At 65.1% G+C, this 15980-nt stretch carries 9 protein-coding genes; 3 read left to right on the top strand and 6 right to left on the bottom strand.

From position 1 onward, the window contains the following. Nucleotides 1-291: 291 nt before the first annotated feature. The gene (locus LDZ27_RS00660; RefSeq protein ID WP_244814877.1) at nt 292-1986 is read left to right on the top strand and encodes a thiamine pyrophosphate-binding protein; all 1695 of its coding nucleotides are present in this window, start codon (nt 292-294) and stop codon (nt 1984-1986) included. A 59-nt stretch (nt 1987-2045) separates the two neighbouring features. On the opposite strand, the gene LDZ27_RS00655 is transcribed toward LDZ27_RS00660, so the two are convergent. Together LDZ27_RS00655 and putA are read right to left on the bottom strand one after the other, a co-directional pair. Beyond that, complete coding sequence (locus LDZ27_RS00655; RefSeq protein WP_244814876.1) at nt 2046-3194, bottom strand: branched-chain amino acid ABC transporter substrate-binding protein; 1149 nt, start codon at nt 3192-3194, stop codon at nt 2046-2048. Between the two features lie 101 nt (nt 3195-3295). After that, nucleotides 3296-7222: a trifunctional transcriptional regulator/proline dehydrogenase/L-glutamate gamma-semialdehyde dehydrogenase gene (putA, locus tag LDZ27_RS00650; protein WP_244814875.1), complete on the bottom strand. Its 3927-nt coding sequence runs from the start codon at nt 7220-7222 to the stop codon at nt 3296-3298. A 297-nt stretch (nt 7223-7519) separates the two neighbouring features. Between putA and LDZ27_RS00645 the strand changes: the two genes are divergently transcribed. Then, complete coding sequence (locus tag LDZ27_RS00645; protein ID WP_244814874.1) at nt 7520-7681, top strand: hypothetical protein; 162 nt, start codon at nt 7520-7522, stop codon at nt 7679-7681. 10 nt (nt 7682-7691) lie between these two features. On the opposite strand, the gene LDZ27_RS00640 is transcribed toward LDZ27_RS00645, so the two are convergent. Both LDZ27_RS00640 and hemE read right to left on the bottom strand, forming a co-directional pair. Beyond that, nucleotides 7692-9938 (bottom strand): primosomal protein N', encoded by a 2247-nt coding sequence (locus tag LDZ27_RS00640; RefSeq protein WP_244814873.1) that lies wholly within the window; start codon nt 9936-9938, stop codon nt 7692-7694. Nucleotides 9939-10376: 438 nt separating this feature from the next. Next, nucleotides 10377-11474 carry a uroporphyrinogen decarboxylase gene (hemE, locus tag LDZ27_RS00635; RefSeq protein WP_304657149.1) on the bottom strand — a complete coding sequence of 366 codons (1098 nt, stop codon included), beginning with the start codon at nt 11472-11474 and terminating at the stop codon, nt 10377-10379. A 188-nt stretch (nt 11475-11662) separates the two neighbouring features. Between hemE and LDZ27_RS00630 the strand changes: the two genes are divergently transcribed. After that, nucleotides 11663-12493, top strand: coding sequence for a transporter substrate-binding domain-containing protein (locus LDZ27_RS00630; protein WP_244814871.1), 831 nt, complete (start codon nt 11663-11665; stop codon nt 12491-12493). A gap of 4 nt (nt 12494-12497) precedes the next feature. On the opposite strand, the gene LDZ27_RS00625 is transcribed toward LDZ27_RS00630, so the two are convergent. Next, entirely contained in the window at nt 12498-13445 is a 948-nt protein-coding gene (locus LDZ27_RS00625; RefSeq protein ID WP_244814870.1) for an alpha/beta hydrolase, read from the bottom strand. A 604-nt stretch (nt 13446-14049) separates the two neighbouring features. Continuing rightward, on the bottom strand, nt 14050-15780 hold the full coding sequence (locus tag LDZ27_RS00620; protein WP_244814869.1) for an AMP-binding protein: 1731 nt from the start codon (nt 15778-15780) through the stop codon (nt 14050-14052). Nucleotides 15781-15980: the final 200 nt, after the last annotated feature.

Below are 15980 nucleotides of genomic sequence, written 5' to 3'. Positions count from 1 at the left end.
CGATGAGGTATGAGACTGCGATCTTTGCGAGGCGAACGCCGCCGGTCTTTCGACGTGTCCGCTTTTCAGTGAAGCCATTATTGCGAAGAAGGCGTTTCGCCTATCGCTGGATAAAGGGTGGGAAAGAGGGGTATTTCGACTGATGGACTCGCTTCGCCCGCTTGCGGATGCCGGTGGCGAGGTCCGCGCGGGAAAAGATTCCGCTTATCAGCCGCGCGCGCGGCGGCGTAAGCTGTGGGGCTATCGCGCAACGTCCGGCATCGCCCGGAACTGAACAGGAGACTTATCCGCATGACGTCCGATGTTTCCCTCGCAGCTTCCAGCAAGACCACCGGCGCGCGTCTCGTCGTCGACGCGCTCGTTCATCACGGCGTCGAGCGCGTGTTCTGTGTGCCGGGCGAGAGCTTTCTCGCCGTGCTCGATTCGCTGCACGACGAAACCGCGCAGATCCAGACGATCGTCTGCCGCCACGAAGCGGGCGCGGCGAACATGGCCGAGGCGGTCGGCAAGCTGACCGGGCGTCCGGGCGTCGCGATCGTGACGCGCGGGCCGGGCGCGACGCACGCGTCCATCGGCGTGCACACGGCGTATCAGGATTCGACGCCGATGATCCTGCTCATCGGCCAATGCGCGCGCGACCACATGGATCGCGAGGCGTTTCAGGAAATCGACTATCGCCGCATGTTCGGGCAGATGGCGAAGTGGGTCGCGCAGATCGACGATCCGCGCCGCGTGCCCGAGTACATGAGTCACGCGTTTCATGTCGCGATGGCCGGGCGGCCCGGCCCGGTCGTGCTCGCGCTGCCCGAAGACATGCTGACCGAAGCCTGCGACGCCGTGCCACCGGCGCCGCATTATCAGCGCGTCGCGGCAGCGCCCGCACCCGCGCAGATGGAACGGCTGCGCGATCTGCTCGCCAGCGCGAAGAAGCCGTTCGTGATCGCGGGCGGCAGCGGCTGGACGCAGGACGCGACGCAGGACTTCGCGCGATTCATCGAACGCTGGCAGCTCCCGGCGGGCTGCGCGTTCCGCTTTCAGGACACGCTCGACAACGAGCATCCGAACTACGCGGGCGATGTCGGACTCGGCATCAATCCGGCGCTCGCCGCGCGCGTGCGCGACGCCGACGTGCTTTTCGTGCTCGGCCCGCGCATGGGCGAATCGACGACGGGCGGCTACACGCTGCTCGACATCCCGAAGACGAAGCAGACGCTCATCCACATTCATCAGGGCGCGGAGGAACTCGGGCGCGTCTACAGCGCGGACTTGCCGATCGTCTCGGGCATGCCGGAAATCGCCGCGATGCTCGCCGTGCTAGAACCGCCCGCGGAGATTGCGTGGGCCGGTTCAGCGCAAGCCGCGCACGCCGCCTATCTGGAATGGCGCAAGCCGAAGCCGATGCTCGGCGACGTCCAGTTGGGCGAGATCATGCGCACGCTCGCCGAGCGCCTGCCCGCCGACGCGATTCTCACGAACGGCGCGGGCAATTACGCGACGTGGCTGCATCGGCACTATTCGTATCGGCACTTCCGCTCGCAGGTCGCGCCGACGAGCGGCGCGATGGGCTATGGCGTGCCTGCGGCGATCGCGGCGAAGTCGCTGTATCCAGATCGCACGGTGATCGCGTTCGCGGGCGACGGCTGCTTCATGATGGCGAGCCACGAGATGGCCACGGCGATGCAGTACGGGCTCGCGGTGATTTTCGTGGTCGTGAACAACGCGCAGTACGGCACGATCCGCATGCATCAGGAGCGGCACTATCCGAATCGCGTGCATGGGACCGGGCTCACGAATCCGGATTTCGTCGCGTATGCGCGCGCGTTCGGGGCGCACGGCGAGCGCGTCGACACCACCGAGCAGTTCATGCCGGCGTTCGAGCGCGCGGTGGAATCGGGCTTGCCCGCCGTGATCGAGATTCGCGTTCCGCAGGATCAGAGCACGCCCGCTGCGACGCTCGAACAGATTCGCGCGCAAGGCAAGCGGTAGAAAAACAAAAGCCCCGCGACGTGAGCCGCGGGGCTTTATTCCTACCGAGTCAAACGCGCTTACTTGCCGCCCACGCTCTGCAGCGTCGTCCACTTGCCGCCAACGACCTTGTACAGCGTGATGCCGCCGTTCTTCAGGTCGCCCTTCGCGTCATACGCGAGGTGCTTGGCGGTCACGCCCTGCATGTCGGTCTTCGCGAGGAACGGCAGGTACTTGGCCGGGTCCGTCGAGTTGGCCGCCTTCATTGCGGCGAACATCGCCATTGCGCCGTCGTAGGCATACGGCGAGTACGTCTCGACGTCTTCGTTGAAGCGCTTCTTGTATTTCGCTTCGTAAGCCGCGCCGCCCGGCATTTCGTTCATCGGCAGGCCGGCGAGCGATGCCACCGTGCCGTCCGCCGCGTCACCCGCGATCTTGATGAACGTGTCGGTCTTCACCATTTCGCCCGCCATCAGCGGCGCGCGGAAGCCGAGCGTCTTCATCTGCTTGGCCATCGGCGCGGCTTGCGAATCGGCGCCGCCGTAGTACACGAGGTCCGGGTTCATCGACTTGATCTTGGTCAGAATCGCTTTGAAGTCGACAGCCTTATCGTTCGTGAATTCGCGATCGACGATGGTGCCGCCCGCCGCCTTCGCCGCCTTCTCGAACTGGTCGGCGAGACCCTGGCCGTAGGCCGTGCGGTCATCGACGATGGCGATCTTCTTCACCTTGAGGTTCTTCACCGCGAACTCGCCCGCGACCGAGCCTTGCTGCGTGTCGGACGTCATCATGCGGAACGCGGTCTTGAAGCCTTGCGTCGTGTATTCGGGCGCGGTCGCCATCGCGATCTCGGGGATGCCCGCGTTCGCGTAGATGCGCGATGCCGGAATGGTCGTGCCCGAGTTGAAGTGGCCGAGCATGCCCTTGATGCCGTCGTCCACGAGCTTTTGCGCGACGGTCGTGCCGGTGCGCGGGTCGGCCTGGTCGTCCGCCGAATCCAGCACGATGTGAACCGGCTTGCCGCCGATCACGGGCTTCGTCGCATTGAAATCCTCGACGGCGAGCGTGATGCCGTTCTGGAAGTCCTTGCCGTAGTGCGCCTGCGCGCCGGTCATCGGGCCGGCAAAGCCGATCTTCACGTCTTCTGCCTGCTGTGCGAATGCGGTCCCCGCGAACGACAGGCCGGCGAGCGTCATGGCGGCTGCCAGCTTGGTCATCGTGTGCTTCATAGCTTCTCCTAATACCAGGTGTGGATGGCAGCTTGTTGCCGGGTTCGCCGTGCCCGCTGCCGTTTCTTCGAATTTGTCTGAACCGAGCGCTGCGAAAAGTCTCAACCGATCGTCATCAAATTCGCATTGCCGCCCGCCGCCGCCGTGTTCACGCTCACCGAGCGTTCCGTCAGCAGACGTTCGAGCGCGTAGTCCTCGCCGTCGTGGCCAGCGTCGGCGAACGTGCCCGCCGCGACGCCCTGCACCGATACGATCGGCCCCGGGCGTTTCGCGACTTCCTTCACGAGCGACAACAGTTCATCGCTGTCGCCCTCGAACAGCACGGCGTCGAAGCCGGCTGCCGGATCTTTCCTCACCGATGCATGCGCCTTCAACGACGCCGGCAGCGATGCCACCAGTTGCTCGCCCGCCGATCCCGCGAAGAGCGCCTTGTTGCCCGTCGCGAGCACGGCGGCGAGTTGCGCGCGCGCCCCGCTCGGCGTCGATGCCACGCAGAGCACCGTGCCGCGCGCCGTCAGCGTGTACGTGTTGCGCTCGCCGGTCGGACCGGACAGCACCGCGGTCGCGCCCGCCAGTACATGCTGCAGATAGCCGTCGCAACGCGCGGCCGTCTGCGGATCGCGCTCGCCGATGGCCCAGTCGCGCAATGCGGTGAGCGCGGCGGCGGGCGTATCGGCCGATGCGGTTTCGTCGACGACGAGCGTGCTCGCCAGCGACTTCGGCAATCCGGTCGGGCGCTTCGCGAGCAGACGCTGCAAGTACAGCGCGCCGCCCGCCTTCGGACCCGTTCCCGACAAGCCTTCGCCGCCGAACGGCTGCACGCCGACCACGGCGCCGATCACGTTGCGGTTCACGTAAATGTTGCCGACGTGCGCGCGCGAGATCACATGCGCGATGGTTTCGTCGATGCGCGTATGGATGCCGAGCGTCAGCCCATAACCGGTCGACCGAATTTGGTCGAGGAGTTTATCAAGAGACGCACGGCGATAACGCACCACATGCAGCACCGGCCCGAACACTTCGCGCTTCAGTTCGTCGATGCTTTCCAGCTCGATCAGCGTCGGCGGCACGAACGTGCCTTGCGCGCAGGCATCCGGCAGCGGTAATTGCACGACCTTGCGGCCCTTCTCGCGCATCGAGGCGATGTGCGCGTCGATGCTGCGCTTCGCGTCGGCGTCGATGACCGGGCCGACGTCCACCGAAAGGCGGTCCGGGTTGCCGACGGAAAGCTGCTTCATCGCGCCGGTGAGCATTTCGAGCGTGCGGTCGGCGACATCGTCCTGAAGACAGAGAACGCGCAGCGCCGAACAGCGTTGACCGGCCGAATCGAACGACGACTGCATCACGTCCGCGACGACCTGTTCCGCGAGCGCCGACGAATCGACGATCATCGCGTTCTGGCCGCCGGTTTCGGCAATCAGCGGTATCGGGCGGCCTTCGGAATCGAGGCGCTCGGACAACGTCTTGTTGATGAGGCGCGCGACTTCCGTCGAGCCGGTGAACATCACGGCGCGCGTGCGCGCATCCGCGACGAGCGCCGCGCCGACGGTTTCGCCGTCGCCCGGCAGCAGTTGCACCGCGCCCGCCGGCACGCCGGCTTCGCGCAGGATGCGCACGGCTTGCGCGGCGATGAGCGGCGTCTGTTCGGCGGGCTTCGCGAGCACCGGATTGCCCGCTGCGAGCGCCGCCGCGACCTGGCCCATGAAGATGGCGAGCGGAAAATTCCACGGACTGATGCAGACCACCGGCCCGAGCGGGCGATGCGTGTCGTTCGAGAACTCCGCGCGAATCTGCGAGGCGTAGTAGCGCAGGAAATCGACGGCTTCGCGAATTTCGGCGATCGCGTTCGGCAGCGACTTGCCCGCTTCGCGCACGACGAGACCCATCAGCGTGTGCATCTGCGCTTCGAGCAGATCGGCGGCGCGCGCGAGGCAATCGGCGCGGTCTTCCACGGGCGTCGCGTGCCAGATCGGCGCGGCGGCCACCGCGTTCGCGAGCGCGGCGCTCACTTGTTGCGACGACGCTTCGACCACCGTGCCGACGACATCGCGATGATCCGCCGGATTGCGGATGTCGCGCGCGACGCCGTCGTGCGGGTCGCCGCCTTCGAGCATCGGTTGCGCGCGCCACGGATGATTCGCGCTCGCGAGCAGCGCCGACGACAGCGACGCCAGCCGATGCTCGTTGGACAGATCGAGGCCCATCGAATTGAGGCGCTCGTTGCCGTAGAGCTGGCGCGGCAGCGGAATCTTCGCGTGCGGCGCGCCGAGCGGAACGATCTTCGATGCTTCGTCGATCGGGTCCTGCACGAGATCCTTCACCGGAATCGATTCGTCCGCGATGCGATTCACGAACGACGTATTCGCGCCGTTCTCGAGCAGACGGCGCACGAGATACGCGAGCAGCGTTTCGTGCGTGCCGACCGGCGCGTAGACGCGGCACGGACGGTTGAGCTTGTCGCGGCCGGTGACTTCCTCGTAGAGCGGCTCGCCCATGCCGTGCAGACACTGAAACTCGTACTGGCCGGGATAGTAGTTCTGGCCCGCGAGGTGATAGATGGCCGACAGCGTGTACGCGTTGTGCGTCGCGAATTGCGGATAGACGGCATCGGGCGCGCCGAGCAGCTTCTTCGCGCACGCGAGATACGAGATGTCCGTATAAATCTTGCGCGTGTAGACCGGATAGCCTTCCAGCCCGTCGACTTGCGCGCGCTTGATTTCGGAATCCCAGTACGCGCCCTTCACGAGACGGATCATCACGCGATGACGGCTGCGGCGCGCGAGATCGATCAGATAGTCGATGACGAACGGGCAGCGCTTCTGATACGCCTGCACGACGAAGCCGATGCCGTTCCAGCCCGCGAGTTCCGCGTCGAAGCAAAGCGCTTCGAGCAGATCGAGCGACAGTTCGAGCCGGTCGGCTTCTTCCGCGTCGATATTGAGGCCGATGTCATAGCGCCGCGCCAGCAGCGCGAGCGAGCGCACGCGCGGCAGGAGTTCGGTCATTGCGCGTTCCTGCTGCGAGCGCGAATAACGCGGATGCAGCGCCGACAGCTTGATGGAAATGCCCGGCCCTTCGTAGATGCCGCGCCCGCCCGCCGCCTTGCCGATCGCGTGAATCGCCTGTTCGTAGGACGCGTAGTAGCGCTGCGCGTCTTCTTCCGTCGTCGCGGCTTCGCCGAGCATGTCGTAGGAATAGCGAAAACCGCGCGCCTCGAACTTGCGGCTGTTCGCAAGCGCTTCGGAGATGGTCTCGCCGGTGACGAACTGCTCGCCCATCAGACGCATCGCCATATCGACGCCCTTGCGGATCAGCGGCTCGCCGCCCTTGCCGATCATGCGCGTGAGCGCCGACGACAATCCCGCTTCGCTGTTCGTCGTGACGAGCTTGCCGGTAATCATGAGGCCCCACGTCGCCGCGTTCACGAAGAGCGACGGCGCCTGCCCCATGTGCGAGCGCCAGTCGCCCTTGCTGATCTTGTCGCGGATGAGCGCGTCGCGCGTGGCGCGGTCGGGAATGCGCAAGAGCGCTTCGGCGAGGCACATCAGCGCGACGCCTTCCTGACTCGACAGCGAGAATTCGTGGATCAGCCCCTCGACGCCGCCGCCCTTGCTCTTCGCGCGCAGCGTTTCGACGAGCTTCGTCGCGAGCTTTTCGGTTTCCGCGGCGACGATGGCCGGCAGACGCGCCTGACCGATCAGGAACGGCACGCACTCCGGCTCCGGCCGGCGATACGCCGCCGTGATCGCCGCGCGCAGCACCGATTGCGGCTGCACGTTCTGCGCGAATTCGAGAAACGGATGCGGCGCGCCGTCTTCTTCGCTGTCGACGGCGGCATCAGCCAGATCGGACGAGCCGTTCACGCCCGACAGTTCCGGCGGAAGCTGGCCGTGCTCGATGCGCTCCAGATACGCGAAGATCGCCTGCTTGATGAGCCAGTGAGGAGTGCGTTCGAGTCGCGTGGCGGCGTCTTTCAGCCGGGACCGCAGCAAATCGTCGACTTTGACGCCAAGGGTTGTGCTCGCCATATTTCCTTCGTTTGCCGGTCGTGCCTACCGGCCAGAGACCAAAAAGTTGGCGAATCGTACCCCGCTGATTTAAAAGGTGCAACCGACTTTTTCGGGACGGTTGCACCGCCTCCGAACGCTTATGCGGTAAGGCTTCGCGGCATTTTGGCCAAGGCCGGCCGATGGCGGAAATCGCCTAGTGATTTCCCTAACTCAAGTTTTTTGGGACAACCCCTAAGTAAATGCCTCGGCGCAGCCGATATAAAGGCGATGCCCGCCGTCCGGCGAGCTAATGGCCGCTACGGGGAGAAACACAGCATGAACACATGGTTGGTGGTTGGCGGGGTCTGGGCGATGTTCGCGGTCTGCGTCGTGTTGTTCGTGCGGGGCGCGTCGTCGCGGGCGGATCGCGCAGAAGAGACCCGCGACAAAGCCGTGCCGCGTCGGGCCGCGCGCAAGGCGTCGCGCGCGGAAGTCTGAGGCGGAGCAATCAAACGTCGAGCGGATCGACTTCCACGTTCCAGCGCAACACGCCCTTGAGCGAGCGCAATACCGGCTGCCACGCACGCAGCGCGGATTGCAGCGCCGCGCGCGAGCCGCTTTCGAGCAGCAGCTGCGCGCGGTGCACGTTGAACACTTTCACGATGGTCAGCGGCACCGCGTCATAAACGGTCACGCGTTCGGCGCCGTGCAACGGCGCGAAGGCCGCCGCCGCTTCTTCCAGGAACGCGATCGCCGCTTCGAGCGTGCGGCCTTCGGCGCGCAGCATCGCCTGATAGACGAACGGCGGCAGGCGCGCGTCGCGCCGCTCGGCAAGCGTGGCGTTCGCGAAACCCACGTAGTCCTGTCGCGATAAAGCGAGATACAGCGCGTGACGCGCATAGCGCGTCTGAATCAGCACTTCCCCCGGCAGCCCCGCGCGGCCCGCGCGCCCGCTGACCTGCGTGAGTTGCGCGAAGAGCCGTTCGCTCGCGCGGAAGTCGTGCGAGAAGAGCGCGGTGTCGGCGTTGAGCACGCCGACGAGCGTCACGCGCCGGAAATCGTGGCCCTTCGCGATCATCTGCGTGCCGACGAGAATATCGACCTCGCCCGCGTGCACGTTTGAAAAAAGCGCCTGCGCGCTGCCTTTGCGACGCGTGCTGTCGGCGTCGATGCGCAGCACGCGCGCGCCCGGCACCACGCTCGCGAGCGTTTCCTCGACGCGCTGCGTGCCGCGTCCCATCGGCGCGATATCGACGTTGCCGCACTCCGGACACGCTTTCGGAATCCGCGATTCCCAGCCGCAGTGATGGCACCGCAACACACGCTCCGGCTTATGCAGCACGGCATAGGCGCTGCAGCGCGGACAGCCCGCGACCCAGCCGCAGGCATCGCAGGAGAGGATCGGCGCGTAACCGCGCCGGTTGAGGAAGACGAGGCTCTGTTCGCCGTGTTCCAGCCGCGACTTCAGCGCGGCGATGAGCGGCCCCGACAAGCCTTCCACCGACGCGCGGCCCCGCTGCCGTTCCTCTTCGAGATCGATGAGCCGCACGCTCGGCAGCGCGGCATCCGCGACGGCGCGGCGCGTGAGCGTGAGCCGCGCGTAGCGGCCCTGCTCGGCCTGCCACCACGTTTCGAGCGAAGGCGTCGCCGATCCCAGCACGACGGGAATCTCCAGTTGTTTCGCGCGATAAACCGCCAGATCGCGCGCGGAGTAGCGCAAGCCTTCCTGCTGCTTGTACGCGGGATCGTGCTCCTCGTCGACGACGATGATCGCGAGGTCGGGCATCGACGCAAGAATGGCGAGCCGCGTGCCGAGCACGATGCGCGCGCTGCCCGTATGCGCGGCGAGCCAGTTGCGCGCGCGTTCGCCTTCCGCGAGTCCGCTGTGCATGGTGACGATGGAACCCGGCGCGAGCGACGCGAAGCGCGCGCGGAACGCGGCCTCGAATTGCGGCGTCAGGTTGATTTCCGGCACGAGAACGAGCGCCTGCGCATTCGCTCGTGCGGCGAGAAGCGCGGCCAGCGTGTGCAGATAGACCTCGGTCTTGCCGCTTCCGGTGACGCCGTGCAGAAGGAACGGCGCGAAGCCGCGCGCGGCGGCTATCGCATCAACGGCTTCGCGTTGTTCGTCGGTCAGTTGCGGCAGCAGCGCGGCGCCGGTCGGCGGCGCCGACGTTTCGGGCGCAAGCGCGTGGTCGCCGGGCGCGGCGCGCTCGATCCAGCCGCGCGCGAGCCAGTCGTCGAACGTGGCGGACGCCTTCGGATGCAGCGCGCGCGCATCCGACACGCCGAGCGATGGATGCGCCGCGAGCGCTTCGGCAAGACGACGCAGCGCGGTCGCGCGAGGCGGCAACGCGTCGGGAAGCTCGGCGCGGCCAGCGGGAAGCAGCCGGAAATGCTCGTCCACAGCAAAGAGCCGCGCCCAGCGCGACGCATCGCGCAAGGCTTGCGGCAACGCGGGCAACGCGACTTCGCCGAGGCCGCGCTGATAGTAGTCGGCGGCGAAAGCCGCGAGCGCGAGCCACTGCGCGGACAACGGCGGACATGCGTCGCAGATGCCGGTGACGTCGCGCAGCTTCGCGGCGGGCACGTCGCTCGATGCTGCGACCTCGCAGATCAGCCCGACGACATCGCGCCGTCCGAACGGCACTTGCACGAGCGCGCCGATCGCCGGCGGAATCGGCAGCGAATAGCGATAGTCGAAGAGCACGGACATCGGCTGATCGATGGCGACGCGCACGAACACGTTGCTCATCGTTCGCGGTGTCCCGACAGGGCGAGCGCGCGCTCCGACGACGGCATAAGCCTGCGCGGGGTGAAATTAAAGTCGAACATCAAAATCGCCGGTAAGTGGGCGATTATTTTTGGTTTTCCGACGCTTTCCGCAGCCCTGTGGATAACTTTGTTGAGAAGTGCCTGTCGGGTCGCGGCAAACAATGTCAAGGATCGCTTATGCGCGTTTGCCCACATATCGGACGCGGCCCTTATAATTTGTTTAAAATCAGGGAGTTAGTCGCCGCATAGGCGCGTTTTATGGGCTATCTGCGGCCATATGTCTGATGGCGCGACGCAACGAAGAAAATGTGCATAAGTCGGCCTTGACATCTGTGCAGCCCGCCGAGGGCGGGCGATTGCGATAACCCGCCCGCGCCTCACGCGCCGCAGCGCGTTCCGCTGCGGCGCAGCATCGCTGTCAACGGGAAGTGGAACCCGCGCGCATGTGCCGGCTATGCCGATGCACTTCGTCCACCAACTCCGCGACGTGATCCGGCGGCGTGTATTGCGAGATGCCGTGGCCGAGGTTGAAGACGTGGCCCGGCGCATTGCCGAAGCTCTCCAGCACGCCGCGCGCTTCGGCGCGAATGACGCTGGGCGGCGCGAAAAGCACGCTCGGATCGATGTTCCCCTGCAGCGCGACGCGCCCGCCTACGCGCTCGCGCGCCGTACCCAGATTCACCGTCCAGTCCAGGCCGACCGCATCCACGCCCGTCGCCGCGATCTCTTCGAGCCACAGCCCGCCGCCCTTCGTGAACGTGATGACCGGCACGCGCGCGCCGTCGTGCTCGCGCTTGAGGCCCGCGACGACCTTCGCGATGTAGTCGAGCGAGAAGCGTTGATACGCGCCATCCGCGAGCGCACCGCCCCACGTATCGAAAATCATGACCGCCTGCGCGCCCGCCTCGATCTGCGCGTTGAGGTAGGCGGTCACCGCCTGCGCGTTGATGTCCAGAATGCGATGCATCAGGTCCGGCCGTGCGTAAGCCATCGCCTTCACCGTGCGGTGGTCGTCGGACCCGCCGCCTTCCACCATGTAACAGGCAAGCGTCCACGGGCTGCCCGAAAAGCCGATCAGCGGCACTTTTTGGCGGCCCTGCGCGTCGGTGAGCGCGCGGCGGATCTGGCTGACGGCGTCGGTGACGTAGCGCAGCGTCGCGTCGATGTCAGGCACAACGAGACGCTTCACATCGTCTTCGGTGCGCACGGTGCGCTCGAAGCGCGGACCTTCGCCCTGCACGAAGTTCAGTCCGAGGCCCATCGCGTCGGGGACGGTGAGGATGTCGGAAAAGAGGATCGCGGCGTCGAGCGGAAAGCGCTCGAGCGGCTGAAGCGTCACTTCCGTCGCGTAATCCGGATTCTTCGCGAGGCCCAGAAAGCTGCCGGCGCGCGCGCGCGTCGCGTTGTATTCGGGCAGATAACGGCCCGCCTGACGCATCAGCCAGATCGGGGTGTAATCGGTTGGCTGGCGCAGCAGCGCACGCAGAAAGGTGTCGTTGAGAAGAGTGTGTGCCACGTCGCTCGGTGCTGAAGCCAGGGAATCGTCCATTCTACCGGACCGGCTGCCCGCTTTCGCGGCAGCGCGGCGGCAAATCGGCGTGTTGCCGCCGCGTTTTCGAGATGGATGTTCAGGCACGCGCACGCTCGTTATGATCGTCGTCGGCATCGCCTTGCAGTCCATCACAACTAGAACCAGGAGCATCGATGAAACGCACGTTCTTCCGTCTCGCCAGTTGCGCGCTCGCGTGCTCGCTCTTCGTGTCGGGCGCGGCGCACGCCCAGACCGTTCAGGCCGGCGCCGTCGCGCAGGCGACGCCCGCCGCGCCCGCGCTTTCCTCGCGTCTCGACGACATGCTCGCGCGCCGCACGCTGCGCGTCTGCACGACCGGCGACTACAAGCCGTACTCGTTCTTGCGGCCGGACGGACAGTTCGAAGGCATCGACATCGATCTCGCGGACAACCTCGCGAAATCGCTGGGCGCGAAGGCCGAGTACGTGAAGACATCGTGGTCGAACCTGATGAACGACTTCCTCGCCAAGTGCGATATCGCTGTCGGCGGCGTCTCGACGACGCTGGATCGTCAAAAGCGCGCGTTCTTCACCGCGCCGTACATGGAAGACGGGAAGACGCCCATCGTGCGTTGCGGCGATGTCGACAAGTACCAGACCGTCGCGCAGATCGATCAGCCGAACGTGCGCACGATCGTCAATCCTGGCGGCACGAACGAGCGATTCGCGAAGCAGTTCTTTCCGCACTCGCAGTTGATCGAATACCCGGACAACGTGACGATTTTCAAGCAGATTCTCGACGGCCACGCCGATGTCATGGTGACCGACGCCTCCGAAACGCTCCTGCAGCAAAAGCTCAATCCGGGCCTCTGTTCCGTGCATCCGGACAAGCCGTTCCAGTTCGGCGAGAAGGCGTATCTGCTGCCGCGCGGGGACGTGGCGTGGCAGCAGTACGTCGATCAATGGCTGCACCTCACGCGCGCGAGCGGGGAGTTTCAGGGCATCGTCGACAAGTGGCTCAAGTGACGCCTTAGCGTTCCGCGCGCAGAAGCTCGCCCGCGCGCTCGCCGATCCTGCGCAGCCAGCCGAGCGCGGCGTCGGACTGCGTGTGCAGGCGGGCGAATCCGTGCGTCATGTCGTCGGCACCGATCATTTCGACGCGGCCGCCGTTCGTTTCGAGAAAGCGCTTCAGTTCGAAGGCGTCGTCGTAGAGCGGGTCGAAAGCAGCCGCGACAATGAGCGCGCGCGACGGCGTGCGCTCGAACGGCTCGGCGAGCGGGAACGCGCGCACATCGTGGGCGTCGGGCGTCACGCCGGAGAGAAACTGCGTCCAGTACCACTTCATTTCGTCGTTGGTGAGGCCGGGACCGTTCGCGTTGGCGACGCAGCTCGCGCTTTCGAATTGACGCCGCATCACCGGATACAGCAGCAGTTGCAGGCCGACGAGTCCGGCGACGCGCGCGTTGGCCTCGCGCGCGGCGACGACGGCGAGGTGCGCGCCTGCGCTATCGCCACCGACGCCCAGCCTGTCCGACGCGAAGCCGAGTCGCGACCGATGTTCCGCGAGCCAGAGCAGCGCGTCACAGGCGTCGTCGCACGGCGCGGGAAACGGATGCTCGGGCGCGAGACGATAATCGACGCTCGCCACCGCGCACTGCGCGTCGCGCGCGAGCCGGGCGGTGAGCGCGTCGTGCGTGTCTATGTCACCGACGACCCAGCCGCCGCCGTGAAAGTACACGAGAAGCGGCAACGGTCCGCGCGCGCTTGCCGGGCGGTAAATGCGTGCGGCGAGCGTTCGGCCTTGCAGAGGAACGTCGATGTCTTCGACGACGATCGCGTCGTCGCGCTCGCGCGCGTAGGCCCGCGCGACGTCGCTGAATCGCTGGCGGACCGCTGCGGCGCCTGCGTCGGCCCCGAGCGGCGGAAACGCTTCGGCGACATCGCGGTAATAGCGGAGCAAGGCTGAATCGATGGTCATGCGAGTCTCCATGTCGAGTGTCTTTTTGATAAGCGCGCGTTTAAGAAACCGATTGTGAATCGATTTCATGCGGTCGCGCGTGCTATTTTCTCTGACGATTTACCAAAAACCCGCGCGGCCAATAACGCCTATTCTGCAGCGACGCCGCGCTTTAAGAATAAATCCCACGAATAACAGGCAATATTTGGCCGGCAAAAAGCCGTTTGACGCGAGAATGTTTGCCGAGCGCCTTACGCTGCGCGGGTTACAACCTGAAACACTTTGTTACGGCCTTAGTCATTCAATTCGCCCACAATCTGTTCAAACGGTTTCAACACGGATGGTTTCGGGCGCGCTGGAAAATATTGCGTGATCCGTCGGTCGACAAAGGTCGAAGCTCTTCTCAGGGGCATCCGTGTTGGGATCGTTCTTCGATTTAAGTTGAATCGAAGTGTCCCACGGCTGGTCTCCTCGCGCTAACCCCGTAGCGTGTGGTTTTTAGCGGGCTCCAGGCCCGCTTTTTTTTCGTCCAGACAAACGTTTGCGGTTTTCTTTGCGCGGCGTGTGTCCAGAACAAAAGGGAGCGCACTGCGCTCCCTTTTGTCTTATGTGCGTCGAACCGCGTTCAGGCGGTCCGCGCCTCTGCCAGTTTGAGTTCGTCGATCATGCGTGCGCGCATCACGAACTTCTGCGCCTTGCCGGTGACTGTCATCGGCAATTCGTCGACGAAACGGATATAGCGCGGAATCTTGTAATGCGCGATCTGCCCTTGGCAAAACGCGCGAATGTCATCCTCGGTCGCCTGCTCGCCGGGACGCAGCACGATCCACGCGCACACTTCCTCGCCGTATTTCTGATCGGGCACGCCGAAAACCTGCACCGATTGAATCTTCGGATGACGAAACAGGAATTCCTCGATCTCGCGCGGATACACGTTCTCGCCGCCGCGAATCAGCATGTCCTTCAATCGTCCGACGATGTTGCAGTAGCCTTCGGCGTCGAGTGTCGCGAGATCGCCGGTATGCATCCAGCCGTCGATGATTACCTCGCGCGTCTTCGCTTCCTCACCCCAATAGCCTTTCATCACCGAGTAGCCGCGCGTGCAGAGTTCGCCGGTCTCGCCAACGGGGACGATCTCGCCGAGCGGATCGACGATCTTCACTTCCAGATGCGGCTGAATGCGGCCGACGGTGGTCGTGCGCTTGTCGAGCGGATCGGTCGTCGAGCTTTGGAAGGAAACCGGGCTGGTCTCCGTCATGCCGTAGGCGATGGTGATCTCGCTCAGGTGCATTTTCGAGACGACGCGCTTCATCGTTTCAATCGGACACGGCGAGCCCGCCATGATGCCCGTGCGCAGCCGGCTGAGGTCGTACTTCGCGAAGTCCGGATGATCCAGCTCCGCGATGAACATCGTCGGCACGCCGTGCAGCGCGGTGCAGCGTTCCTCGTGGACGGCTGCGAGCGTCGCGGCGGGGTCGAATGCCTCGCCGGGAAAGACCATTGCCGCGCCGGTCGATACGCACGCGAGCACGGCCAGCACCATGCCGAAGCAGTGATACAGCGGCACCGGAATGCACAGCGAATCGGCTTCGGAGAGCCGCATCGCCATGGCGATATAGCGCGCGTTGTTCACGATGTTGCGATGCGTGAGCGTCGCGCCCTTCGGATTGCCCGTCGTGCCGCTCGTGAACTGGATGTTGATCGGATCGTCGGCATCGAGCGTGCCTTCGAGCGCGTCGAGGCGCGCGGTATCGAGCGCGGCGCGGCCTTGACGCATGACGTCGTCGAAATTGAACATGCCCGGCGTCGCGCCTGCGCCCATGCGAATGACGGTGCGCAATTCCGGCAGCCTGACGGCGTACAGCGCGTTGGGCTGCGCATCGGCAAGCTCAGGCGCGAGCGACTGCAGCATTTCGAGATACTTCGAGGTCTTGAACTGCTCGGCCGCGATGATCGCCTTGCAGCCGACCTTTTGCAGCGCGTACTCGAGTTCCGCCAACCGATATGCCGGATTGATGTTGACGAGGACCGCGCCCATGCGCGCCGTCGCGAACTGCGTGAGCAGCCATTCGACGCGATTCGGCGACCAGATACCGACGCGATCGCCCGGTTGCAGCCCTAGGTCGAGAAGCGCGTTCGCGAGAACGTCGACTTCATCGGCGAACTCGCGCCACGTCCAGCGGATGTCCTGCTCGCGGAACACGACCGCCGGCCGGTCGGGAAAGCGTGCGACGGTATCGAGAAGAAAGCGCGAGACGGTTGCATCGCTGAGAGGGATATCGGTCGCGCCACGGACATACGAAAGCCCGTCGCGCGGTTCGATCTGCGCGCCGGCCTGCGTCGGTTCAATTGCCATCGATGGTCTCCGCCCGGTGAAGGCTAATCGGAAGGCAATTGTGCAAGGGAACGGCGTGCGCGGGCATTGAGTGTTACCCGCAATCGCTCGTCGGCGCGCCGGGCAAAGCGCGACGAATCAATGCGTTAAGCGCCTAATGGAAGTTGCGCGCAATGGATGTGCAGTTTTGCACCGGCGCAGCGAGCATAAAAAAAGCAGCC

Origin of the sequence: Caballeronia sp. Lep1P3 (assembly GCF_022879595.1) — a bacterium.
In the GTDB taxonomy this organism is placed as follows: domain Bacteria; phylum Pseudomonadota; class Gammaproteobacteria; order Burkholderiales; family Burkholderiaceae; genus Caballeronia.
The sequence above is the reverse complement of the archived record's forward strand: the minus strand, read 5'-3'. Positions and strand labels throughout refer to the sequence as shown.